Raw genomic sequence first — 24,581 nt, 5'->3', positions numbered from 1 at the left:
AAATTTACCGCTGTTCAATTTATACAATAGGGAACAGTCATCATAAGGAGGATAAGACATATGCGTGATCCCAGAATTCAAAAATTGGCTCAGAATCTCGTGAACTACTCCGTGGATATGCAGCCAGGGGAAAATGTGCTCATCGAAATGATCGGATCGGAGCGCGATCTGCTGAATGCCATTATCGAGGAGGTCTCGAAGGGAGGCGGCCGCCCGTTCGTGCAATTGACGGATCGTACGGTCCAGCGCGCGATGTTGAAGAACGCAAATAAGGAGCAGCTTGAGCTGTGGGCAGAGCTGGATCTTGAACGCATGAAAAAAATGGATTGTTACATCGGCATCCGCGCAGGCGAGAACGTCAACGATATGGCTGACGTGCCCGAAGAGAACATGAAGCTGTACAATGCCCTTTACTCGCATCCCGTACATAGCGAAGAGCGCGTGAAGCGCACCAAATGGGTTGTTCTCCGTTACCCGAACGCCAGCATGGCGCAGCTTGCCAACACCAGCACGGAGGCCTTTGAGGATTTCTACTTCGATGTGTGCAATCTGGATTACTCCAAAATGGACCGCGCCCAGGATCCTTTGGCCGAGCTGATGAGGAATACCGACAAGGTTCGCATCGTGGGACCGGGAACGGACCTCAGCTTCTCGATCAAAAACATCGGCGCGGAAAAGTGCTCCGGCCAGAAGAACATTCCGGATGGCGAGGTGTACACCGCGCCCGTTCGTGACTCGGTTAACGGGACGATCGCTTACAACACACCGACTCTTTACAATGGAGTCACCTTCGAAAATATTAAATTCCGCTTTGAAAACGGGAAAATCGTCGAAGCAACAGGGAGCGACACGAAGCGGCTGAACGAGATCCTGGATTCGGATGAGGGTGCGCGGTACATCGGCGAATTTGCCATTGGCTTCAACCCGTACATTTTGACACCGATGAAGGATATTCTCTTCGATGAGAAAATTGCAGGAAGCCTGCATTTTACGCCAGGCCAAGCATATGATGTAACAGACAACGGCAACCGATCCTCCATTCACTGGGATCTCGTTTTGATCCAGCGTCCGGAGTACGGCGGCGGGGAAATCTACTTTGATGATCGCCTGATCCGCAAGGATGGCCTATTCGTTATTCCAGAACTGGAAGCATTAAATCCGGAAAATCTTAAATAGATTGGAAAAAATGTTGCATAAGAAAACGGATTCAATGTATCATGAAGGTGCAGTGATGAGCTTTATTCAGATCCTAAAGTTACGGAGGGATTCGTATGTCCAATAACAATCAATCTATCGTAGAAATTTCGCAAACAGCCAGCCAGTTCACATCCTCCATCGTTTTGCAGGCGGAGAACAAGTACATTGATGTTAAGAGCATCCTGGGTCTGTTCACAACGCTTGTCAACAGCCAAAGCTATGAACTGCATGTACATGGTCCTGATGCCGATGAAGCTAAAAAAGCAATGATCGACGTATTCACCAAGCATGGCTTGAACGTATCCGTCGTGGCTGAATAACATTCGCCAAAAACACCCTTTCAATCCATGGAAGGGTGTTTTTTCGTAGAGAAGGGGTCTATTTTGTTCAGGTCCTTGTATTGAGAAACGATTTCGACTAATATTAAAGATAGTAACTGTGCTGTGATTTTTGACATAGGGGGGAAGATCATGACTTCATCTGATTTACAGGAACAGCTGAATCTCAAAGCGATCAGTCTTCTTCATGAAGATGCAGATAAAATCCTAAAGCTTATTGAAGTACAGATGGAGAATCTGGCGACCCGTTATTGCCCTCTCTATGAGGAAGTGCTGGATACCCAAATGTACGGTTTTTCAAAAGAGGTTGATTTCGCGGTGCGGGCCGGGCTTCTTCCGGAAAGTACGGGAAAGCAGCTGATCAGCAAGCTTGAACGCAATCTGGCGGTCCTGTACGAAGCCATGAATCAATCCAAATAGCCTGTACTTGTACAGGCGCATACATAGAGAAACGCATGTCGCGCTCCCGCGACATGCGTTTTTTTCTAGCTTTTCGATTAGATTTGAATCCGTGGCAATCACCGCTTCCAAGGTTTATACGAGGAAGAAGGAGACGCCCAGTATGACGTATACGGCGAGCAGCAGCAGGCCTTCATACCAGTTGGAGGCGCCGTCCTGCGTAATGGACCTGGCTATGAATACGGCGACGCCGATGGCGACCAGCTCCAGCGTGGTGAAGACGAGATCCATCGTATCCCCAAGGAAGAAGCTGATGAACACAAGCACGGGAGCAACGAACAGGGCGATCTGCAGGCTGCTGCCGACGGCAATTTCTACGGCCGCGCCGATTTTGTTCTTCATCGCAAGCATGATGGCAGCACTATGCTCTGCGGCGTTCCCGATAATCGCTACCAGGAAGGCCCCGATGAACAGCTCGCTGAGGCCATATTCGTGACTGATGGGCTCAAGCACCCCGACAAGCCATTCGCTGACAAACGCAACCATCACGGTGGCGATGACAAGGTACAGAATCGAGCGCTTCTTGGACCAAGTGGGACCGTGCTCGTGCGGGAGCGCATCCTGGTCGTGGTCGTCGCTGACATCCGCCAAATAATTTTTATGGGTGATCATCGAGAATCCAAGCCATGCGATGTAGGCCACGATCAGAATTCCCGCCACAATGAGGCTGAGCGTCTTGGTTTCACCCTCCGTAATGGAATGGGTATTCAGAAAGACCGCAGGGATGAACAGGGCGATAATGGCCAGCGTCATCAAGGATCCGTTCAGACCAGCCAGCGTCACATTGTATTTCTGGATTTTAAATTTGAGGCCCCCGGCAAACAGGCTGAGCCCGAGGACGAGCAGCAGGTTGCCGATAATGGAGCCGGTGATGCTGGCTTTCACCATGTCGTACAAACCTTCCTTAATCAGCAGGATGGCGATGATCAGCTCTGCCGCGTTGCCGAAGGTAGCGTTCAGGAATCCCCCGAGCCGTTGGCCGGCGTAATGCGCGACGCTTTCCGTTGCTTTGCCGAGAAAACCGGCGACAAAAATAACCGCGATGGCAGACAGAATGAATTGGAGCGTGAAGTTCCAATTCGCAAAATGTCCCAGCGCACTAAGCAAAAAGGTAAAGATCAGAAGCGCGGGATTGAGCCATTTCTTCATAACCGACACCTACCTTATGGTTTATGTACTGATGAGTACTTGCGAGCGAAAACGACGATTCTCGTATCGCTTTTTACAATATACCCAAATTTTTCGAAAAATTATCGTTCTTTTCAGAAGCGAGCATTTGCTTTTTAGGCCCGTTACCATTTACAATAACGGATAATGAGGTGAAGGAGGAAATGGCATGACGGAACAACTTCAACTGGATAACGGTTTGATTCGAATATCGGATGATGTCGTCTCGAAAATTGCCGGATTGGCTGCCTTGGAAACCCCAGGTATTGCAGCCATGTCCGGTGGATTGTCCGAGGGCTGGGCGAAGCGGCTGAGCGGCAAAAATGTGCAAAAGGGTGTTACGGTAGAAGTAGGGCAGCTGGAGGCAGCGATCGACCTGCGGATTATCGTGCTTTACGAGACGCCTATACATGAAGTGTGCCGCATGCTTCAACAGAATGTCCGCGAAGCTGTCGAGAGCATGACAGGGCTTCGCGTGGTTGAGGTCAACGTGAAGGTCGAAGGTGTAGCTTTCAAAGACGACGAAATCGACGATATTCAGCTTCGAGCCAAATAAGACGAACCTTGGGGGATCAGCCCCCGCTAATGATGAAAAAAATGAACAAAAAAGACTACACGGTTGCCCGGTAGTCTTTTTTAATTACGGATTTAACCTGCTCCTCTTTCATCGGACGGTTGCTGTCCCTGGATATGCTAAGCACGATGCCCATGCTGAGCATCATGACCAGCAGCGAGGAACCGCCGTAACTGATGAACGGGAGGGTAACGCCCGTAATCGGAATGGTATTGGTCACCCCGCCGATGTTGATGAAGGCCTGAATGGCGATAAGTCCCATGATGCCGACGCCGGTCAAGGTTCCGAACGGATCCGAGCAGCGAAGCGACACGATGATCCCCCGCAGGATGAAGTATAAATAGAGCAGCAGGAATATCGCGGTTCCGATAAAACCGAATTCTTCGCCGATGACCGAGAAGATGAAATCGTTGTACGGATTCGGCAGATAATGCAGCTTCTGCACGCTCTCCCCGTAACCCGCTCCGGTAACGCCGCCCTGGCCGATGGCAATCAGCGATTGGACCAGATTGTAGCCCGTGTCCGATTCGTCATGGAACGGGTCCATGAATGCCTCGATTCGTCCCATCTTGTAGTTCTTGGAGGCCTGCTCCTGATCTCCGCCGGAGTTGAAGAGCGATCCGACGCCGAGCGTGAGCACCAGGCCAAGCGCAACAAGCGAGATACAGCCGAGAATATGCTTAAGGCTGGCGCCCCCCGCATAGATCAACAGCCCGCTGGTAGCCACGAGGATGAAGCAGGAGCCCAGGTCGGGCTGAAGCATGATCAGGCCCGCTACGATCCCTACAATAATGAGTACGGGGAAGAAACCGCCCTTCCATTGACGGATTCGTTCCCCTTTTTTGGTGATCAGCGCTGCCAGATAGACGATGGTCGCGATTTTGGCCAGTTCGGTCGGCTGGATGCCGAATTTCCCCAAATTAAACCAGCTTGTGGCGCCGTTGGTTGCGGAACCGATAATCACCACAAGAATCAGCAGCATCAAGGTTAGAAAAAACACCGGTATGAATAGCTTCTTGTATTTCTTATAGTTGATGTTCATGGCCACAAACATGACAAACGTGCCCAGAACCGCAAACGCGGCTTGCCGCTTCGTGAAGTGCAGCGGATCGTTATTGAATTTTTCATTGAAAACGGCCAAGCTGGAGCTGGAACTGAACACCATGATCAGTCCGAATCCCACCAACAGCAAGGTAAGGATCAGCAGTTGGAAATCAGGCGTCCCTCTCTTCGGCTGAGGTTTGGTCGTATTCATCGTGTTCGACCTTACGCTTCCAGAAGAGCTTTGAGCTCTTGAAGCTTCTTGGTGGCCACATTCATGACAGGCTGCGGAGCCATGGATTCATACTCGAGACCGTGCGGGAACGTGGCTTTGCCAAGGTATACCGCTTCGATTTTGAGGATGGTGTCGGGTTTCTCCAGCTTGCCTTCAACAGCGCGGGTGTTAATGCGCAGGAAGTATTCAGCCTGATTTTTTTTATCTTCGATTTTCAAGTCGTATGTAGCGCGGTAGTATTCCCACTGCCAACGAATGAAGCCTACTTTCTCGGCACATTCATCGAGGTAAGCTAAATCGCTGTGCAATCCGTCCAAGCCTGTATTTTCGAAAATCATGTGGTCGTAACCCCCTTAATAGTCCTTGCAAAGTTCTTTAATATGATAGTATGTTTCAAGAACTTGTGCAAGCCTGTACCGCCCGTCACGCTTCAATTGAGACCATTTATCCAGATAAGATTTTGATAACGGCAAGCATTCTTCTTTTCTGTTAAAATAAATGCAAGTGAAAACGCTGTGAAATGTACGCTTTCCATCCCGGTGGTTATATATTCATAGGACTTCAATTCAAGCGAAGGGTGGATACGGCCTATGAACCGCGTCGTTTACCGCACGGAGTATTATGCAGTGGAAGAAAACGGGCAGAAGGAAATCGTCGTGATCGACCAGATTCCGGATTCGGCAGCGGTTGTGGCCGTCCATCAAGGGTGCCTGCTACTGGTATGCCAGCATCGGGAAGCGGTGAATGAGATCACCTGGGAGCTTCCCGGCGGAACGGTGAAGCCCGGCGAGGAACGCGCGCTTGCCGTTAAGCGGGAGCTTGAGGAAGAGGCAGGCGTGCAGTGCAAGGACCTGTCCTACATGGGCAGTGCTTATCCGATGGCTTCTCTGGCCAACCGGAACGTTTATTTTTATTTCACCGACGATTTGAAGGTGTCCGGGAGCCGGGAGTCGAATCAAGAGGAAGACGAAGACGTTAGAGCGGTGTGGGTCCCGCTCAGGGATGTATATCGCAAGATCAAGGAGGGCGGCCGGATGGATGCCATGGTTGGGCACGGACTGCTGCTGAGCAAACTCCACGGCTTTCTTGCGATCGATTGAGCCGCCAATAGCGGGGGAAGGATGATGAACTTGATGAAGGAAGCATTTTGGGATCAATGGTATCCACGGATGGTGGAGTGGCGGCGTCATTTACATATGCACCCGGAGCTTTCGTTCCAGGAGAAGGAAACTTCGGCATTTATAGCAGCCCGGCTGCAGGAACTCGGTCTTGCGGTCAAGACCGGTGTTGGCGGGCACGGAGTTATAGGGACATTAAAAGGGGATAAACCCGGCAGGACGGTTGTGCTGCGGTCCGACATGGATGCGCTGCCGATCGAGGACGGCAAGAGCTGCGAATACAAATCCAGGGTGCAGGGAGTGATGCACGCTTGCGGGCATGACGGGCATGCCTCCATGCTGCTTGGAGCCGCCGCATATTACAGCACGTTCCAGGAAGAAATTCAGGGGGAGATTCGTTTTATGTTCCAGCCGGCGGAGGAAGTATGCCCCGGTGGCGCGGTGGAGATGATCAAGGACGGGGCGCTCGATGGGGCCGACGTCGTCTACGGTCTGCATCTGTGGACGCCGTTACCTGTAGGCACCGCAGCGAGCGCGCCGGGTCCGCTGATGGCGGCGGCGGATGAGTTTTTCATTGACATTACGGGGCGCGGGGGGCATGGCGGCATGCCGCATGTGACGGCCGATGCCCTGGTTGCGGGGGCTGCGCTTGTCATGCAGCTTCAAACCATCGTAAGCCGCACCGTGGATCCGCTGCAGCCTGCCGTCGTTACGGTAGGGACAATGCAGGCCGGAACGGCGCAAAACGTCATAGCCTCCTCCTGCCGGATCACGGGGACGGTTCGCACGTTTGACGAACCTACCCGGGCGTTGATCCGGGAGCGGATCGAGCATATGACGCGGACGGTTTCCGAAACCTACGGCACAAAGGCGGCGGTTCGATATCTCGTCGGCTACCCACCCGTGGTGAACGATGAAGCCGAAACCGCACGATTTTTCCGTACGGCACCCCGAGTGTTCGATGCGGATCAGATCACCGTCTCGCCCAAACTGATGCCGGCGGAGGATTTCGCTTATTACTTGAAGGAAATTCCGGGCTGCTTCATTTTCGTTGGAGCCGGCAACCCCGACAAAGGGGCGATTTATCCGCATCATCATCCGATGTTCGACTTTGATGAAGATGCGATGCGCTACGGGGCGAAGCTGCTGGTCGAGATGGTGTCGAGCTATCAGAACGGGGCATAGACTTTCACAAAATCGCAATCTTCGCGCATGAACGCTCGTTATTTGGAAATCCTATTGATCATAGGGGAAGTTCAGATCCAGGACATGGATGTGGACTTCTTTTTTTTAAGATGACCGAATGTCACGAGGAGGAATAAGGGTGCACAACAAGCCTTGCATCGTCCAGCGCGATCGGACCATACTTCTTGAAACCGCCCATGCGGATGCGGAGGCTGCGCGCGAGCAGCTAGCCCAATATGCCGATTTGATCAAAAGTCCCGCGTCTTTTCATACATATCGCTTGACCCCTTTATCTTTATGGAACGCCGCTGCAGGGGGCATGTCGGCTGAAGCCATTTGCTCGAGCCTTCAGTCGTTGTCGCGTTGGGACGTGCCGGCCGCCCTGCTGGAAGAGGTTCGCCAGCTCGTTGGGCGTTATGGGCAGCTGTCGCTGCTCCCGCATCCAACGCTTGAACGTGCATTGCTGTTATCCAGCAATGAGGAAGCCCTGATGCAGGAGCTGACGTCCCATCGCTCCCTGAGGGAAATCGGCGTCAGGTTGATTTCGCCGAAGGAAGCAGAGGTGCCTTCGGACCGCCGCGGCGTGTTAAAGCAGGAGATGACCCGGCTCGGCTATCCTGTGCTGGACCACGCGGGATATATGGACGGGCAATACCTGAACATTCTTTGGTGGGGAGAAAAATCGGGCAGCGAGCGCTTTGAAGATTCGAACGGCGGATCCAACGATCAGCGGTTCGAGCTTCGCGACTATCAGCAGAAGGCTGCCGAATCCTTCAGGGATATTGGCGGCGAAGGCGGCAACGGTGTGCTGGTCCTGCCATGCGGGGCCGGGAAAACGGTCATTGGCATCGCCGCCATGCGCGAGCTGCAATGCGAGACGCTGATCCTCACTTCCAATACCACGTCGGTAAGGCAGTGGATCGCCGAGCTGATGCAGAAAACGACGCTGTCCGTGGATGAAATCGGCGAATACTCCGGTCAGCGCAAACAAGTCAGGCCGGTGACGGTCGCTACCTACCACATCTTGACCCACCGGCAGGGCAAGGGGGAGGAGCAGCAGCATATGAAGCTGTTTAATGAACGGCGCTGGGGCTTGATCATTTATGACGAGGTTCATCTTCTTCCCGCTCCGGTATTCCGCGCGACGGCCGACATCCAGGCGACCCGCAGGCTTGGCCTGACCGCCACTTTGGTTCGCGAGGATGGAAGGGAGAGCGACGTGTTCTCCCTGATCGGTCCCAAACGATATGAAATGCCGTGGAAAAGGCTGGAGGCGCAAGGGTGGATTGCTTCGGTGACCTGCACGGAGATTAAGGTGCCGCTGCCGGACGAGATCAGAAAAGCCTGCGAAACGGCTGGCAAAAGGGAGCAATATCGGCTGGCTGCCGAGAATCCCTCCAAACTTGATGTGATTCGGCAGCTCGTGGATGTCCACAAGGATGCGCAGACGCTCATCATTGGACAATACCTGGATCAGCTCCATGCCATTTCCAGGGAGCTGCAGGCCCCGCTCATCACGGGACAAATGACCCAGGATCAGCGCAACGAATGGTATAACGCCTTCAGGGAAGGAAACATACGCGTGCTTGTCGTATCAAAAGTGGCAAACTTCGCGGTCGATCTCCCCGATGCTTCCGTAGCGATCGAGGTTTCGGGCAGCTACGGCTCACGGCAGGAGGAAGCGCAGCGGCTTGGACGTTTGCTGCGGCCGAAGTCAGGGGAGAATCGGGCTTATTTTTATGCATTGGTAACGGAGGACAGCCGGGAGGAGATCTTTGCGATCCGGCGACAGCTGTTTCTGATTGAGCAGGGGTACGAATATCACGCGATACATGCAAAGCAGCCGGCGGCTTCCCTGGATCTGATCGCGATGCCAAATCCCCGTTCTTATCCGCATCCCGACGGGAAGGAGGTCTCGTGGAGATGACGAGGCAGCAGGACATGGCGGACACGATGAGCCTGGAACGGCTCCTTCCGAAGGAGCGATCGGTCCTCCACCATATCTGGCGCCGCTTTGCCGGGCAGGGTTTCGATGACGACAAGCTGCGCTCATTGCGATTTCCCCGCTTGAGCGGCGTGGAGGCGCAGCTTGCCTTCATCTCCTTGAGACAACAAGGATGGGTGCGAGCGGTCAAGAGAGGTTGGGGCGAGAGGCTGTATTTCATTCCTTTTGACAAGCTGCAGATCCTCCAAGAAGGCTGTGGTCCTGTGGAGGCGCTTGAAACAGGCTCCATCCCTCCCGCATCCGTGAGGCTTCAGCAGGAGGCAAGAAGCGGCATAGCGATCGATATGTTCAATGTTCTCGTATATATGGCCAAGAACCGCGTATCGTTGACCGCTAAAGGGATTTTGCATAAGAAATGTATTCAGAAACTGGGGGGCGAGATCGCCTTAACGCCATACGATGTCGAAGGGCTCGCCCTTCACTATGATCATGCGGATGCGTACCCTCCACATGTCGCTATGGTGTTGGATCTGTTGTTTACGTTTGAGCTGGTCGTTGCAGAGCAGGGGGAACTGAAGCTGAACCGTCCCGCATTGCGGCGTTGGCTTATGCTCTCCCGGGAAGCGATGGACCGGTCCGTCCTTCTTCACATGATGGAACGCTACATTCCGAACTCGGCCGAGTTTCAGCATTGGACTTGGCGGATATGTCACTCGTCGCTGTCCGGCGGGGTGTGGTACCGCGCCTGGCAGATGCCCGCTGCAGTCTCTGAGCCTATGGAAGGAGGTGCATCCACCGGAAAAGAATTATTGCCGGAGGAAGCCGCTTCATGGCTCCGGTTATTAACCGGCTGCGGTTACACCGATTTGGGCATCGATGACGATGGTCAATTCCTGATCCGCTGGCGTGTGGCCCCCTCCTCCTTGCTGGATGGAAGCGAAGGGGCCGATACCGGATCATCGGGTCTGTTCATTCAGCCGGATTTTGACATTTTGATACCGCCCAATGTGCCGAATTCCGTTAAGTTTCAAGCTGCTTGCTGCACGGAGCGGATTTTGGATGATGTGATGACGGTCTATCGCCTGACCAGAGATTCGGTGATGCAGGCGGCAAAAGCCGGAATGGAGCCGGAGGGAATCGCGGCCTTTTTCTCGAAACATGCAGCCGCTGGAATGCCGGAGAACGTGCAAGCTGCTTTATACCAATGGGGCAAGGAGATGGACAGGGCAGGCCTGAACGAGTCGCTGCGCTATGAAGAGGCTCCTCCGGAAGAGGATACGGAACTTGCGGGTACTGATGGAAATGACCGTTACCCTATGCAGTGGGGGACTCGCAGCCGTCCCTCCTGCGGATTGATCCGCCCGGCACGAAGCGAGCTTGCACTTGAACCTGATGACACCCTGCCGGATCCATCGTCGGTCATTCCCGATTTGAACCGGATTCCTGTCATGTGGACACGGGATTGGCGCTCTTATCACGGCTCGACGGCCAAACAAATGATGGAGCAGGCGCTGGAGCTGTCGGCCAAATTGGAGATTGCCGTCGATGGGAGCCGCATGGAATTCATTCCATTTCAAATCCTGCGTCAGCCGTGGAAAATTTCGGGTGCGTTATACGATCCGGATTCGGATAAGACGGGAGCCATCGTGGAGTTAGGCGAAGGGGAATGGAGGGAAATGCGGCTTGTGATTCCGTAAAAGCGTTTGAATTCCCCCTTCTTAAGATACGAGCGTTATGCTATGATGAAAGAGTCCACGATCAACACGCGGGCCAAATTTAATAGAAAAGCGGGATGAGTTCATGAGCGTATCGGAAATAAACACGGTCGATATGGCCGAGGTGCTCACCTATGCCTACGAAATAGGCGACATGATTAATGCTTCCGTCGAAGTGGCGGATTATCTATATTGGAAGCAGGCAGTTGAGAATGACCCCATGATTCAGGCTTTGGTCAGAAAGCTTGAATCGAAGAAGGAGTTGTTCGAAGAGACGCAGCGGTTCGGCCACTTTCACCCGAATTACCATTCGGCCAAGGATGAAGTAGCCGCGGTGGAAGCGGAACTGGAGGCTTTTGAGCCCGTAGCCCGGTTCAAGCAGGCGGAGAAAAATCTGGACGATCTGCTGCATTCCATGTCGGAAAGGATTGCTTTTTCGGTTTCGGAGAGCATCAAGGTTCCCGGCAATGACCCTCTTCCGAAGAAGGGGTGCGGCAGCGGAGGAGCCTGCTCGTGCGGATAACGGGCATACATTAGAGATAGAGACGAAAGTGAGGCGAGGAGCTTAGGATGTTGGCTGAACGGACGGGTTTTATTATATGGGTCAGCGATGTTAAGGCAGCAAGGAATTTGGAGAAATACGGCAGCGTCCATTATATATCGCGCCGCATGCATTACGTTGTCATGTACGTCAACGCTGACCGTGCCGAAGAGACAATGAAGAACATCCGGAGATTGTCCTACGTTCGTAAGATCGAGCGCTCCTACCGGAACGAGATTAAGACAGAGTACAGCAGCAAGGGGCCGGATAAAGCCAAGTTTTACGGTCCCTAGCAGGATGTGCCTGCTCGAGAATCTGTGCAAATCGCATATCGCGTATCTTGTAAGAATACGAGAAAAGCGTAAAGCGGCCCCTCTGGGGCCGCTTTTTTTAAAGCCTTGGAAAGTATTAGCCTCGCATGTCGCGCACGAACTTCCAAAGATTATTTCGATTTGCGGCGATAGATTGGCATAAATCGGAAGGCCATTTGATAAAATAGTATAAGTAAGGTACAATTTACATTTTAATGGGACCCATCATTCCATCCGGATTTGCACCTTCCGCACCAGGATGCAATTAGAGCTATTTCTAAATTTTCGGTGATTGTTCACAAGAAGCGAGGTTTCAATCTTGTGAATGACAGTGGAATGATGTAATATGTTGGGTATATATACATAGATACAAAGACCCATTTGGTGGAGAGTGATATTCCATGCGCGACAAAGGGACTGAGCGGTGGAGCACCTATGAGCCGTTTTATATTACGTTAAATGATAAAAAGGTAGCCGATATCGTGATTACCAATCATGCAAAGAGCCGTTATACGGACCGGGTGGAAGGCCATGACACCTCCCACGAGGAAATCGGGACTTGGATGTGGGAGTGCTTGAAGCAGGACCGGATCGTGCCGTATTACCGCAACGAACAGGATGTCTATCTGATCGACGACGACCTGGTGGTTGTGGCGGAGTTCTCGGAGCTGGAGCACGAACGCGATCTGATCGGCAACCCACTGCATCGGATGATCATTGTAACATTTTTGGGGCGTATGTCCGAAACCATTGAGCTTCGGGACCTGAAGTCTTATTACTCATGGCTTCGTCATTCGCGCCGCATGACGCTGATCAAGAACAGCCGCAAGCGTAAATAAAGAAATAAAGTCATGAAATGGCATGCGAGCGTAAGCGCGGATGTCTTTTTTTGTATGCGCTGCCGCGATCCGTTACAATATAAAACAAGAGCGGCAGCGAGAGGGGAACCGAAACGATGAATTTTCACCAGCTACATATCTTTTACACGGTGGCCGAGCGCGGAAGTTTTTCCGCTGCTGCGCAAGCGCTTCATATGAGCCAGCCGGCCGTGACGATGCAGGTGCAGGCGCTGGAGGAGTACTTTGGGACAAAGCTGCTCATCCGTTCCACCAAGCGCATGGAGTTATCCGAGGCCGGGAGGACGCTGCTCCCCTTTGCCCGCAGGAGCCTGGAGCTGTCGCAGGCCACGGACGCGGCCATGGCGGCGTTCTCGAACAAACTTCAGGGAAGGCTGCAGCTCGGGGCAAGCCTGACGATCGGGGAGTATGTGCTGCCGCGATTGCTGGGGCCCTTCGGCCGGGAATACCCGGACATATCGATAATGCTCAAAGTGATGAACACTACGCAGATTCTCGAGGAAATCGCAAGCCATCAACTGAACTTCGGACTGATCGAGGCTCCGGTGGAACATCCGGACATGGTGCTGGATGCGGTCATGGAGGATGAGCTGAAACTGATCGTTCCTTCCAGCCATCCTTTAGCGCAAAGGGAGGATGCGATATATTTGAAGGATGTGCTGACGTATCCGTTTGTGCTGCGCGAGAAAGGTTCCGGCACCAGGAAGGTCATGGAGGACGTGCTGCTGGAGCGGGGGCACGATCCCGAGAGCATCCAGACGGTGATGGAGCTGGGGAGCACGGGAGCGGTCAAATCGGCGGTAGAGGAAGGACTCGGCATCACGATGCTGTCAACCTCTACGGTTAAGCACGAGACGGCGCTCGGGTTAGTCAAAATGATCGATATCGCGGATGCGTCATTTAAACGGAATTTCTATTCCATTCATTTGCGGTCGGCGCTCTTGCCGATGTCGGCGATGACGTTTTTGGCCTATTTAAGAGAGCGACGGCGTTAATGCAAGCATACCCGTATATACAACGAAAGGAGATTGAACGCCATGGATAAACTCGCGTCTCGAAAGGGCTGCGATCTTCATTCGCACACCCAGGCTTCGGATGGAATGAATACGCCTTCGGAGAACGTACAGCTTGCCTATGAGCGTGGACTGGGGGCTTTGGCCATTACGGATCATGATACCGTAGCCGGCATCGAGGAAGCGCTGCAAGCGGGAGAGCGCTTGAACATCATCGTGGTCCCCGGCGTAGAAATCAGCACCATGGCAGGCGGGACGGATATTCACGTTCTGGGCTATTACGTCGATCACCGGGACCCCGTGTTTCTGGAGCGGCTGGCAGCGCTGCGCCGCACAAGGGAGAAGCGCAATGAGAAGATCTTGGCTAAGCTTCGCGAGCTTGGCATCGAGCTTACGATGAAGGAAGTCATTGCGGTATTGGGGCGGCCGCTGGAGCCCGATGAGAGCATCGGACGCCCGCATATTGCGGATGCGCTGGTCCATAAAGGACATGCCCTGGATCTGCGGGATGCCTTCGACCGGTATCTCGCCCAGGGTGCTGCTGCCTATGTACCGCAGCCGCGGATCCATCCCAAGGAAGCCTGCGAATGGATCCGTGAAGCCGGCGGCGTGCCGGTGCTTGCGCACCCCGGGCTCTACGGCGATGATGCGTTGGTCAGAACGGTCATTGAAGAGTCAGGGTTCAAGGGGATCGAAGTCTATCATTCGGACCATGGGGTATCGGAGGAGGAACGTTACTTGGCGATGGCCGAGGAGTACGGCTTCATCGTGACGGCCGGATCGGATTACCATGGACAGAGGCAGGGCCAGGTATTCCATGGGGATATCGGCAGCCGCCAGGTATCCACCCAGGTGCTTGACCGGCTTCAACAGGCACGGGCAAGGACCTAAGACGGACGGAACGGTAAGAAAAACGGGTATCCCGGATGGTCATTTTGACCTTGCGGGGTACCCGTTTTTTTTGGCTGAATGAAGATCTATCCGCGTCTTCCGTTCATTTTAATTGCGATTGTTTTTTACCGAATTGGGCATGGCCTTGATCAGCTGCTCGTCCGGCGTCACGAACAGCGTTTTCTGATTGTCGTAGATGACGAAGCCGGGCTTGGCTCCATTCGGCTTGCGGACGTGGCGAATGAGCGTATAGTCGACGGGCACGCTGCTGGATTCTTTGGCCTGACTGTAATAAGCCGCCAGCTGCGCCGCTTCCTGGAGCGTCGCGTCCCCGTACTCGCTGCTGCGGATGACCACATGGGAACCCGGGATATCCTTGGTGTGCAGCCATGTGTCGTTCGAGGAAGCGAGACGGTTGGTCACGTATTCGTTTTGAAGGTTGTTTTTGCCCACATAGAGCTCGACGCCTTCGGATGAAGTATAGACATGCAGCGTCGGCTTGTCGTTTTTCTTCTTTTTCTTCGTTTTGCGGCTGCGGTCTCTTAAATATCCCTGCTGGACCAATTCGTCCCTGATTTCATCGATGTCGTTCAGGGAAGCATGCGACAGCTGCTGCAGAAGATTCTCGATATAGTTGATCTCTTCGCGGGTTTTGATTAACTGTTCGTTGATGACCGCGAGGCTGTTCTTATACTTGTTGTACTTTTTGAAATAACGCTGGGCATTGTCCGATGGGGTCAGGAGCGGATCCAGCGGTATGGTAACGGTCGCCTGCTCTTCATCGTAGAAGTTGATCAGCTGGACTTCGCGGTCGCCCTTCTGAATCTGATGGAGCGAGGCGAAGAGAAGCTCGCCAAAAATCCGGTACCGATCGGCATCGCCGGCTTCCTCCAAATCTTTGTTCAGATTATCCAGCTTCTTGATGTTTTTGGTCCGTTCATTCTGCAGGAATCGGAGGAGATCGCTGACCTTCTGTTTAACCGTGTCCCGCTGTGCCTTATCCCCGTAATAATCCTCCATGCATTGGCTGACCGATTCGTAGGTTCTGGTCTCGTCCGAAAGCAATGTCAGCGGTATGACGGAGAATACCGATTTCCCCTTGGGATTGACACCTGTAACAGGCGTATATTGATGGCTGCGGACTTGTCCCATCACCTCATCGAATGCACGCCACAGGCTGCCGCAATCTTTTTCTTTTTCCCCTTCGTTTCCCCCCGGATGGCCTTCTCCTGCACGGTGGGCTATTTCCTGCGCTGCCAGCGGGCTTAGGCCGCTGAATTCGCCGACCAGCCATGAGACCGCCGACTCCTCGTTCACCAGACAGGACTCCCGGAAAGCTTCCTGCTCGGTTTCGAGCGGATTCCGCTTATGCTGCTCCGGCGGATTCGTGTAGGAAAATCCCGGCATGACCACGCGGTAGCTGCTGATGGCGGGCGTCACATGGTTGATGCCGTCCAGTATGGTATCGCTCGCGGGATCAAGCAGAATGATGTTGCTGTGTCTGCCCATCAGCTCCACGATGATTTTCTTGGAGGAAACATCCCCGAGCTCGTCGCGCTGGCGAATCGTCATATGGATGATCCGCTCCATGCCCACCTGCTGGATGTCCTCGATGATGCCGCTCTCGCAATGCTTGCGCAGAATCATGCAAAACATCGGCGCTTCGGCCGGATTGAGAAACGTTTCCTGCGTCAGATGCACCCTGGGATACGTGGGGTTTGCGGAGAGCAGCAGCTTGGCGTTTCCTTGCTGGGTGCGTATGTGAAACACGATGTCCCGATCGTTCGGTTGATATATTTTATTGATTCGTGCGCCCCGGCAGGCTTGAAGCTCATGCACGATCGCGCGCGTGACAATGCCGTCTAGTGCCATCCTTCATTCTCCTATCTGTCTGTTACCCTTCTAATCGTACTTCTCTATGATGCCATATTTCCCTTAAAAACTTAAGGCCCCTTCTGTGATAATTCAGGACCTGTCCGAATACATTTACGTAGAAAGGGTGGAAAAGCTGTCATCCGCCGGAACTTGCAAAACCAACCGGGAGGGAAAGGAAGCATGGAACAAAAGCAATGGCACCAGATGGACACGGATGAATTGCAGCAAGTACTGCAGATGCATCCGGAGCACGGCCTCACGGAAGAGGAAGCCGGGGAGAGGCGAAAAAAAAGTGGCTACAACGAGCTCTCCGAGGGCGTTAAAATTTCTCCATTTGTTCTGTTCTTGAATCAATTTAAGGATTTCATGATGCTGGTGCTTCTTGGGGCCACCCTGGTATCCGGCCTGCTGGGCGAGTATCTGGATGCCGTCACGATCGTGGCCATCATCCTGATCAACGGGATCCTTGGTTTCATCCAGGAATTCAAGGCGGAGCGGTCGCTTCGGGCCTTGAAGCAGCTGTCCGCGCCGACCTCCAAGGTCATCCGGGACGGCAAGGTGGTGCAGCTAACGGCCAGAGAGCTCGTACCTGGCGATGTCATTCTCGTCGAGAGCGGAGACCGTATCCCGGCCGACGTTCGCTGGCTCGAGATCAACAGCTGCAGCGTCGAGGAGTCCGCCTTGACCGGCGAGTCCCTGCCGGTAAATAAGCATGCCGAGCCGATCCACGATGCGGAAGTTCCGCTGGGCGACCGGAAGAACATCGGGTTCATGGGAACGATGGTGGCCCGCGGCACGGGTAAAGGCGTTGTCATCCGGACCGGAATGGATACGGAGATGGGCAAAATCGCCGATTTGATCCAAAACACGGAATCCCAGGAGACGCCGCTGCAGCATCGCCTGGAGCAGTTGGGCAAAATTCTGATCGCCGTGTCGTTGGGGCTGACGGTCTTGGTCGTAGTCGCAGGCATTCTGCATGGACAGCCTGCAGCAGGGATGTTCTTCGCAGGGGTCAGCCTTGCCGTAGCGGCCATTCCCGAAGGGCTGCCGGCCATCGTCACGATTGCGCTATCCCTCGGCGTGCAGCGCATGATCAAGCGCAAAGCGATCGTGCGCAAGCTGCCATCCGTGGAGACGCTGGGCTGCGCATCGGTGATCTGTTCGGATAAAACGGGGACGCTCACGCAGAATAAAATGACCGTGACCCAGGTTTGGCTGGGAGGACGTACGCTGGAAGTGACCGGGCACGGGTATGACCCGACGGGTCAAATCCTCCACAGAGGCAAGCCTGTCGAGCTGAGATCCGATCAGGGGCTTCGCAGACTGCTGCAAATCAGCGGGCTGTGCAACAATGCGGAGATCTATGAGAATGTGCAGGAGGAAGCCCGGAGCAAGCGCAAGGGCAAGGAGGAGCCGGCGGCAGCTGCTTGGGAGTTAAAAGGGGACCCGACAGAAGGAGCGCTGCTGACGCTGTCGTCCAAAATGGGATTGACGAAGGGCAGCCTGAACTCTATCTACCAAAGAGACAAAGAGTTTCCTTTCGATTCGGAGCGGAAGCTGATGTCCGTCATCGTCAGTCATCAGGGCGGACGCTTGCTCTGCACGAAGGGCGCACCGGACGTCCTGCTGGACGCCTGTGCTTATATCATGTGGGACGGGAACGTCGTGCCGCTGACCTCCACGCTCCGTCAGAAGGTGCTGGCCGCCAATGAAGGCATGGCTTCCAACGCGCTGCGCGTGCTTGGTTTGGCTTACCGGGATTTGCGTTCCTATGATAAGCCGGAAACGGAGAAAGAGGCCGAGAGCCAGCTTATCTTTGTGGGGCTGGCCGGAATGATCGATCCGCCGCGCCGTGAAGTGCGCGACGCGATTGCGACGTGCCGCCGCGCCGGAATCAAGACCGTCATGATCACGGGCGACCATCGGACAACGGCGGAAGCGATCGCGGCCCAGCTCGGGATCCTGCCAAGGAACGGTCTGTCGCTATCGGGACAGGAGTTATCACGAATGGACGACAAGGAGCTGGATGCGAGGGTGGATCAAACCTTCGTTTATGCCCGCGTCTCTCCCGAGCACAAGCTTCGCATCGTGAAATCGCTCCAGCGGAAGGGGCATGTGGTTGCCATGACGGGGGATGGCGTGAACGATGCACCGGCCATCAAAGCCTCGGATATCGGGATTGCCATGGGCATTACCGGTACGGACGTAACGAAGGAAGCGTCGTCGCTGGTGCTAAGTGACGATAATTTCTCCACGATTGTTTCGGCGATTGAGGAGGGGCGGAGCATTTATGAAAATATCCGCAAATTCATCCGCTATTTGCTGGCCTCCAATGTCGGCGAGATCCTGACGATGTTTTTTGCGATGATGATGGGGCTTCCGCTTCCGCTCGTTCCGATCCAGATTCTGTGGGTAAACCTGGTCACCGACGGGCTCCCGGCCATGGCGCTCGGGGTGGACCAGCCGGAGAAGGACCTGATGGAGCACAAGCCGCGGGGGGCCAAGGAAAATATTTTCGCCAGACGCCTAGGCTGGAAAATCATCAGCCGCGGCATCTTGATCGGCTTGTGCACGCTCGGCGCATTTTGGGTCACGCTGCGCATCGCGCCGAATGATCCGGCGCAGCTGGCCAAGGCGCAGTCCGTTGCCTTTGCTACCCTCGTCATGGCCCAGCTGATCCATGTGTTCGACTGCCGCAGCTCGCGCTCGATTTTCCATCGGAACCCGCTTCAGAACAAAGCTTTGGTTCTGGCCGTGCTGTCCTCGGTATTGCTGATGCTCGGCGTCATGTACATCGAGGCGTTCCAGCCGATCTTCAAGACGGTTCCGCTTGGCCTGAAAGAGTGGGCATTGACACTCGTCGCCGCCGGCATTCCTACCTTCCTGATGGGGGCCGGAAGCGTGTGGGGCGGCAGACGGAACCGCAACCGGAACCGCCGCGGCATGATGACGAAGAGTGCAAATATTTCGGCGTAAAATGAATGGATAGCCCATCACCTCTGCGATATGCTAAGCACGAGCGTAGCAATTGCAGAGGAGATGGGTTTTTATGATGGAATTTACGAAAATGCATGGATTGGGCAACGACTTCGTTGTCGTATACGGCGAACGGGAACTTCCATCCGATGCATCCGAATTGGCCGTGAAGCTGTGCAACCGCTTCTTCGGCATCGGTGCTGACGGACTTGTATATATTTTGCCTTCCGCGAAGGCTGATTTCATGATGCGGATTATGAATTCGGACGGTTCCGAAGCGGAGCAGTGCGGCAACGCCATCCGCTGCGTCGCGAAGTATGTGTACGATCACGGCCATATCGACCGCGAGGAGATTACCATAGAAACCATCGGAGCCGGCGTGCAGCAGGTGCGTCTTACGGTGCAGGACGGTCAAGTAAGCAGCGTAAGGGTCGATATGGGCGAACCGGTCCTGAACGGACTTAGCGTGCCGACCTTGGTCGATCTCAATCCGGTGGTGAATCATCCCGTTGAAGTGGACGGCCGGGAATTCCGATTCACTGCCGTTTCCATGGGCAATCCGCACTGCGTCATTTATGTGGACGATGCGGTGAACTTTGATCTCGGAGTATGGGGGCCTAAGCTTGAGGTGCACCCGCTCTTCCCGAGAAAGATCAACGTGGAGTTTGCAACGGTGAATTCACGCGGTCAAGTGGACATGCGGGTATGGGAGCGCGGGGCGGGACCGACCCTGGCCTGCGGCACCGGCGCCTGCGCGACGCTGGTATCCTCCGTGCTGAACGGTGCCACAGACCGCAGCGCGACGATCTCGCTTAAGGGCGGGGATCTGTTCATCGAGTGGGATGAGCTTGACAACCATGTGTACATGACGGGACCGGCCGAGGTTGTATATAAAGGGAAGTTGGCAATTTAGGGCATGCGCTGGCCGCTTCTCTTCCTCCGGCAGTTGAAAAAACAGTAGGTTCATAAGTTTGTCCTGCAGGGACGGACACGGTAGGGAGGCCTTCGAAAGGCCTCCCTTTTGTCTCTTTATCTTTGCAGAGGTTTTATGATACATTAGTTGAAAATAAACGTCGGGTGGAGGAGAAAACGCGATGAAACCGAATCTTCGGCAGGCATGGGAGAATCAGGTACTGGTCGGTGACGGCGCGATGGGTACTTATTTATATCAAAAAGGATTTCCTGTAGGCATTTCATATGAAGAACTGAATTTAACCTCTCCGGAGGTCATCGGGAACGTTCATCGCCAGTATGTTGAGGCTGGTGCACAGGTCATCGAGACCAACACGTTCTCAGCCAATTATGACAAGCTGTCCAAATACGGCTTGGAGGCGAGGGTAGGAGAGATCAACCGCGCAGGCGTGAGAATTGCGCGTGAAGCCGCCGGCGATCAAGGATATGTGGTGGGAGCGGTCGGCTCCATTCGGGCAGGCAAAAGAAGCAATATTTCCACGAGCGAGCTCAAGCGTTACTTCGAAGAGCAGCTGTCCGTACTCATCTCCGAAGGCGTTGACGGCATCCTGCTCGAGACGTTCTACGACGTGGATGAAATGCAATTGGCTTTGGCGCAGGCACGGATGCTGAGCGACCTGCCGGTGATCTGCCAGTTCGCGGTGGAGGATATTGCCCGCACGCTGGACGGCTTCACGATGCCGGATGCATACCGCATATTGAGCCATGAAGGCGCGGACGTGATCGGGTTTAACTGCCGGACGGGGCCGAACGGCATCATGCGCGCGCTGGAAACCCTGAACGGCATCATGAATCTTCCGGCTTCGGTCTACCCGAATGCGGGAATCGCCGATTATGTGGACGGAGAATACCGGTATGGCGCGAGTCCCGAGTATTTCGGGAAAACGGCTCTGGAGTTTGCGGATCGCGGCGCCCGCATTATCGGCGGCTGCTGCGGGACGACGCCGGAGCATATCGCGGAAATTTCCTCGGCGCTATCCGGCTACGTTCCTTCGCCGCTCCCTGCCGTCGAAGAGGCGGAGATCAACCGGATCGTGATTCACGAAACCGCCCAGGAGCAATTCTACGAGCGCAGCGGGGAGCCGACGATTGTCGATATCGTAAAGGAACGGCATACGGTTATCGTGGAGCTGGACCCTCCGAGGGATTTGGATATCACCAAGTTCATGAAAGGCGCGGAAGCTTTGAAAAAAGCGGGAGCCGATGCGCTGACCCTTGCGGATAACTCGCTGGCCGTAACCCGCATGAGCAACATGGCTCTCGGACATCTGGTACAAGCACGCACGGGACTGCGGCCGCTGATCCACATTGCTTGCCGCGACCGGAACCTGATCGGGACGCAGTCGCACATGATGGGCTTCGACGCGCTCGGCATCGACCATGTGCTTGCGGTGACGGGGGATCCGGCCCGTTTTGGGGATTTGCCGGATTCCAGCTCGGTTTACGACATGACCTCGTTTGAAATCATTCGGATGATCAAGCAGCTGAACGACGGCATTGCTTTCTCCGGAAAGCCGCTGAAGCAAAAAGCCAAATTCGTTGTCGGGGCAGCGTTCAATCCGAATGTAAGGCATCTGGACAAAGCGGTTGCCCGCTTGGAGAAGAAGATTGCTTCGGGCGCCGATTACGTCATGACGCAGCCCGTTTACGATCCCGAGTTAATGGTTAGGCTTCGGGAAGCGACGGCGCATCTGGATATTCCGATCTTCATCGGCATCATGCCGCTGGCAAGCGGGCGCAATGCCGAGTATTTGCACAATGAGGTGCCGGGCATTCAGCTGTCGGACGAAGTCCGCAGCCGCATGGCGGGACTTGAAGGCGAAGCGGGTCGGGCGATGGGCGTCAAGATCGGCAAGGAGCTGCTGGATGTTGCGACAGAGCATTTTAACGGCATCTATTTGATGACGCCGTTTATGTTCTATGAAATGAGCGTACAATTAATGGAGTACGTCTGGGAGAAATCGGGCCGCCGATTGACCCCCTTGTTTCATTAATAATTATCAATTACAATAGTGTAATGGATGTGATTCCGATGTCATTGAGCATGACCGGATATGGGCAATCCGTTGTCGATTTTCAAGGCTACAGTATCTCTTTCGAAGTGAAGTCAGTCAATCACCGGTACTGCGAGATCGTCTTTCGCATGCCCCGTGAATGGGCACTCTTCGAGGATTCGCTTCGACGGGCGGTACAGAGCCGGATCGGACGCGGACGGATTGATGTTTATATTAACAAGGAAAACAACGGCGAGTCTCAGGGTGCCGTGCTGAACCGTGCCATGGTTCAAGCGTATTTACAGGCAGCCGAGGATTTGAAGTCATACGGAATCACGGGAGATCTGGCGGTGCGGGATATTTTGACGCTGCCAGATGTTCTTGTTACTCCGAGCGGACTTTCCATGGATGAAGCGCAGCAGGGGTTATGGAATGATGCGCTTCTTCAAGGTCTGGAACAAGCGCTTGAGGGTCTGGTCCAGATGCGCAGCAGGGAAGGCGCTTTTCTCGCGAAGGATATCGGGCAGAGGCTTGACCGCTTGCAGCAGCTGCACCGGGAGATGACCGAGCTTGCTCCGGAGGTTCCGGCCGAATACCGGAAGCGCCTGCGGCAGCGCATTGAATCTCTTGATGACGGATCGCTTGCTGTTGATGAACATATATTCGGAATGGAAGTCGCTCTGTTTGCTGAACGTTCCAATGTGGACGAGGAGTTGATTCGACTTCACAGCCATTTGGAACAATGCAGGGAGTTGCTTCTTCAGAAAAGCCCTGTAGGCCGTAAACTGGATTTTCTGATTCAGGAAATGAACAGAGAAGTCAATACGATTGGATCGAAAGCCAATCATCTGACTCTGGTAAACCGTGTTGTCGAAATGAAAGCGGAACTGGAGAAGATTCGTGAACAAGCCGCCAATGTGGAATAACCGCAGTTTCATCGGCAAGTAAGAGTCAAATGTATAGGGGGAGCAACCGCACTATGGCAATCAAACTTATTAATATTGGCTTCGGAAACATCGTATCGGCCAATCGGATCATCTCAATCGTGAGTCCTGAATCGGCTCCGATCAAGAGGATCATTCAAGAAGCACGGGACCGTCATATGCTGATTGATGCTACATATGGCCGAAGGACGCGGGCTGTTATCATTACCGATAGCGATCACGTGATTTTATCGGCCGTACAGCCGGAAACGGTGGCTCACCGTCTGTCCAGCAAAGATGACGACAACGACGAATAAGATGAGGAGTACTATGTCTAAAGGATTATTGATTGTATTGTCCGGTCCTTCCGGGGTTGGAAAGGGAACCGTCTGTACGGCACTTCGCAGCCGGGTTCCGGAACTGGTGTATTCGGTGTCGGCTACGACGCGTTCGCCGCGGCTCGGCGAGGTAAACGGCGTAAACTATTTTTTCAAAAGTCGGGAACAATTCATGGATATGATTGAGAACGACCAGCTTCTCGAATATGCGGAATACGTCGGGAACTATTATGGAACCCCGCGTGATTTTGTGGAAGAAACATTAGCCACCGGCAAGGATATTATACTGGAGATCGAAGTGCAGGGCGCGCTGAAGGTCAAGGAGAAGTTTCCGGACGGTATCTTTGTGTTTCTGATGCCGCCGTCGCTGGACGAACTGAAAGATCGGATCCAGGGCCGGGGGACAGAAAGTCAGGCCACGATCGACCACCGCATGTCCGTAGCTGTTGACGAAATCAATCTGCTGCAGCATTATGATTATGCCGTAGTGAACGATGAAATCAATCTTGCTTGCGAGAGAATACAATCTATCATTATAGCCGAACATTGTAAGGTGAGAAAGTAAGCTGTTTTTCATAGACGGCGTAAACTTTCAAGTAAATAAAGAAGAGGTGCTTCGACTGTGTTATATCCATCCATTGATGAAATGATGAATAAAGTGGACAGTAAATATTCTCTTGTGGTTGCGGCTTCCCGCCGTGCACGCCAATTGCGTGAAGGAGAAGTCAGCGAGTTGAAACATCCGAAATCCCATAAGTTCGTCGGTGTCGCTCTGGAAGAAATCTATGGCGATTACGTGAAGATCGAGCGTGGAGAGGACTAAGGCTTTTTTTCAACATTCGAATACCATGCGTTAGCGCGCGAAAATGTGACAACCGAAAGGTTGTTATTTTTTTGAGAAGATATGAAAGTACAG

Annotated in this window: 24 protein-coding genes; 20 read left to right on the top strand and 4 right to left on the bottom strand. The window is 53.8% G+C overall.

Annotated elements, in window-relative coordinates:
* Nucleotides 1-60: 60 nt before the first annotated feature.
* The 3 genes from RB297_RS16915 (at nucleotide 61) to RB297_RS16905 (ending at nucleotide 1,955) form a co-directional block, all read left to right on the top strand.
* Entirely contained in the window at nucleotides 61-1,176 is a 1,116-nt protein-coding gene (locus RB297_RS16915) for an aminopeptidase (protein ID WP_015734316.1), read from the top strand.
* Between the two features lie 95 nt (nucleotides 1,177-1,271).
* Complete coding sequence (locus tag RB297_RS16910) at nucleotides 1,272-1,517, top strand: HPr family phosphocarrier protein (RefSeq protein ID WP_009589671.1); 246 nt, start codon at nucleotides 1,272-1,274, stop codon at nucleotides 1,515-1,517.
* A 150-nt stretch (nucleotides 1,518-1,667) separates the two neighbouring features.
* Nucleotides 1,668-1,955, top strand: a complete 288-nt coding sequence (locus RB297_RS16905) for an Fpa/YlaN family protein (protein WP_009589686.1) — start codon at nucleotides 1,668-1,670, stop codon at nucleotides 1,953-1,955.
* A gap of 114 nt (nucleotides 1,956-2,069) precedes the next feature.
* On the opposite strand, the gene cax is transcribed toward RB297_RS16905, so the two are convergent.
* The gene (gene cax, locus RB297_RS16900) at nucleotides 2,070-3,143 is read right to left on the bottom strand and encodes a calcium/proton exchanger (protein WP_015734317.1); all 1,074 of its coding nucleotides are present in this window, start codon (nucleotides 3,141-3,143) and stop codon (nucleotides 2,070-2,072) included.
* A 187-nt stretch (nucleotides 3,144-3,330) separates the two neighbouring features.
* Here cax and RB297_RS16895 point away from each other — a divergent pair, with 187 nt between their 5' ends.
* Nucleotides 3,331-3,717 (top strand): Asp23/Gls24 family envelope stress response protein, encoded by a 387-nt coding sequence (locus RB297_RS16895; protein WP_009589611.1) that lies wholly within the window; start codon nucleotides 3,331-3,333, stop codon nucleotides 3,715-3,717.
* Nucleotides 3,718-3,772: 55 nt separating this feature from the next.
* Here RB297_RS16895 and ftsW read toward each other — a convergent pair whose 3' ends face one another.
* On the bottom strand, nucleotides 3,773-4,990 hold the full coding sequence (gene ftsW, locus RB297_RS16890; RefSeq protein ID WP_009589615.1) for a putative lipid II flippase FtsW: 1,218 nt from the start codon (nucleotides 4,988-4,990) through the stop codon (nucleotides 3,773-3,775).
* Between the two features lie 11 nt (nucleotides 4,991-5,001).
* Entirely contained in the window at nucleotides 5,002-5,349 is a 348-nt protein-coding gene (locus tag RB297_RS16885) for a YugN family protein (RefSeq protein WP_009589628.1), read from the bottom strand.
* 252 nt (nucleotides 5,350-5,601) lie between these two features.
* On the opposite strand from RB297_RS16885, the gene RB297_RS16880 reads away from it, so the two are divergent.
* The 9 genes from RB297_RS16880 to RB297_RS16840 all read left to right on the top strand — a co-directional run bounded on the left by RB297_RS16880 (nucleotide 5,602) and on the right by RB297_RS16840 (nucleotide 14,587).
* Nucleotides 5,602-6,111 carry an NUDIX hydrolase gene (locus RB297_RS16880; RefSeq protein WP_375120999.1) on the top strand — a complete coding sequence of 170 codons (510 nt, stop codon included), beginning with the start codon at nucleotides 5,602-5,604 and terminating at the stop codon, nucleotides 6,109-6,111.
* 24 nt (nucleotides 6,112-6,135) lie between these two features.
* Entirely contained in the window at nucleotides 6,136-7,314 is a 1,179-nt protein-coding gene (locus tag RB297_RS16875; protein WP_375121113.1) for a M20 family metallopeptidase, read from the top strand.
* A 139-nt stretch (nucleotides 7,315-7,453) separates the two neighbouring features.
* On the top strand, nucleotides 7,454-9,241 hold the full coding sequence (locus tag RB297_RS16870) for a DNA repair helicase XPB (RefSeq protein WP_375120998.1): 1,788 nt from the start codon (nucleotides 7,454-7,456) through the stop codon (nucleotides 9,239-9,241).
* On the top strand, nucleotides 9,238-10,956 hold the full coding sequence (locus RB297_RS16865) for a helicase-associated domain-containing protein (RefSeq protein ID WP_375120997.1): 1,719 nt from the start codon (nucleotides 9,238-9,240) through the stop codon (nucleotides 10,954-10,956). Before RB297_RS16870 ends, RB297_RS16865 begins: the two co-directional genes overlap by 4 nt.
* Before the next feature lie 103 nt (nucleotides 10,957-11,059).
* A complete protein-coding gene (locus tag RB297_RS16860) occupies nucleotides 11,060-11,497 on the top strand; it encodes a YlbF/YmcA family competence regulator (protein WP_009589694.1) in 438 nt (145 codons plus the stop codon).
* 47 nt (nucleotides 11,498-11,544) lie between these two features.
* Entirely contained in the window at nucleotides 11,545-11,808 is a 264-nt protein-coding gene (locus RB297_RS16855) for a YlbG family protein (RefSeq protein ID WP_006209210.1), read from the top strand.
* Nucleotides 11,809-12,227: 419 nt separating this feature from the next.
* Nucleotides 12,228-12,665, top strand: a complete 438-nt coding sequence (locus RB297_RS16850) for a hypothetical protein (RefSeq protein WP_009589660.1) — start codon at nucleotides 12,228-12,230, stop codon at nucleotides 12,663-12,665.
* A 116-nt stretch (nucleotides 12,666-12,781) separates the two neighbouring features.
* A complete protein-coding gene (locus RB297_RS16845) occupies nucleotides 12,782-13,678 on the top strand; it encodes a selenium metabolism-associated LysR family transcriptional regulator (RefSeq protein WP_015734323.1) in 897 nt (298 codons plus the stop codon).
* A 42-nt stretch (nucleotides 13,679-13,720) separates the two neighbouring features.
* Nucleotides 13,721-14,587 (top strand): PHP domain-containing protein, encoded by an 867-nt coding sequence (locus tag RB297_RS16840; RefSeq protein WP_096773134.1) that lies wholly within the window; start codon nucleotides 13,721-13,723, stop codon nucleotides 14,585-14,587.
* 108 nt (nucleotides 14,588-14,695) lie between these two features.
* Here the strand turns inward: RB297_RS16840 and RB297_RS16835 are convergent, their stop codons facing one another.
* Nucleotides 14,696-16,459: an Rqc2 family fibronectin-binding protein gene (locus tag RB297_RS16835; protein WP_375120995.1), complete on the bottom strand. Its 1,764-nt coding sequence runs from the start codon at nucleotides 16,457-16,459 to the stop codon at nucleotides 14,696-14,698.
* 183 nt (nucleotides 16,460-16,642) lie between these two features.
* Here RB297_RS16835 and RB297_RS16830 point away from each other — a divergent pair, with 183 nt between their 5' ends.
* From RB297_RS16830 to rpoZ, 7 genes are all read left to right on the top strand, one after another.
* A complete protein-coding gene (locus tag RB297_RS16830; RefSeq protein ID WP_277748487.1) occupies nucleotides 16,643-19,438 on the top strand; it encodes a calcium-translocating P-type ATPase, SERCA-type in 2,796 nt (931 codons plus the stop codon).
* Between the two features lie 76 nt (nucleotides 19,439-19,514).
* Nucleotides 19,515-20,351 carry a diaminopimelate epimerase gene (gene dapF / locus RB297_RS16825; protein ID WP_036666168.1) on the top strand — a complete coding sequence of 279 codons (837 nt, stop codon included), beginning with the start codon at nucleotides 19,515-19,517 and terminating at the stop codon, nucleotides 20,349-20,351.
* 181 nt (nucleotides 20,352-20,532) lie between these two features.
* A complete protein-coding gene (locus RB297_RS16820) occupies nucleotides 20,533-22,404 on the top strand; it encodes a bifunctional homocysteine S-methyltransferase/methylenetetrahydrofolate reductase (protein WP_015734328.1) in 1,872 nt (623 codons plus the stop codon).
* 38 nt (nucleotides 22,405-22,442) lie between these two features.
* Nucleotides 22,443-23,330 carry a YicC/YloC family endoribonuclease gene (locus RB297_RS16815; protein ID WP_375120994.1) on the top strand — a complete coding sequence of 296 codons (888 nt, stop codon included), beginning with the start codon at nucleotides 22,443-22,445 and terminating at the stop codon, nucleotides 23,328-23,330.
* Nucleotides 23,331-23,383: 53 nt separating this feature from the next.
* Nucleotides 23,384-23,644 carry an extracellular matrix/biofilm regulator RemA gene (remA, locus tag RB297_RS16810; protein WP_006209218.1) on the top strand — a complete coding sequence of 87 codons (261 nt, stop codon included), beginning with the start codon at nucleotides 23,384-23,386 and terminating at the stop codon, nucleotides 23,642-23,644.
* 13 nt (nucleotides 23,645-23,657) lie between these two features.
* Nucleotides 23,658-24,230 carry a guanylate kinase gene (gmk, locus tag RB297_RS16805; protein WP_009592584.1) on the top strand — a complete coding sequence of 191 codons (573 nt, stop codon included), beginning with the start codon at nucleotides 23,658-23,660 and terminating at the stop codon, nucleotides 24,228-24,230.
* A gap of 57 nt (nucleotides 24,231-24,287) precedes the next feature.
* Nucleotides 24,288-24,488 carry a DNA-directed RNA polymerase subunit omega gene (gene rpoZ, locus RB297_RS16800; RefSeq protein WP_009592612.1) on the top strand — a complete coding sequence of 67 codons (201 nt, stop codon included), beginning with the start codon at nucleotides 24,288-24,290 and terminating at the stop codon, nucleotides 24,486-24,488.
* Nucleotides 24,489-24,581: the final 93 nt, after the last annotated feature.

It is taken from the genome of Paenibacillus sp. CR_12 (genome assembly GCF_041953985.1).
Lineage (GTDB): Bacteria > Bacillota > Bacilli > Paenibacillales > Paenibacillaceae > Paenibacillus_AQ > Paenibacillus_AQ lautus_A.
This window is presented reverse-complemented; position numbering and strand designations above follow the sequence as displayed.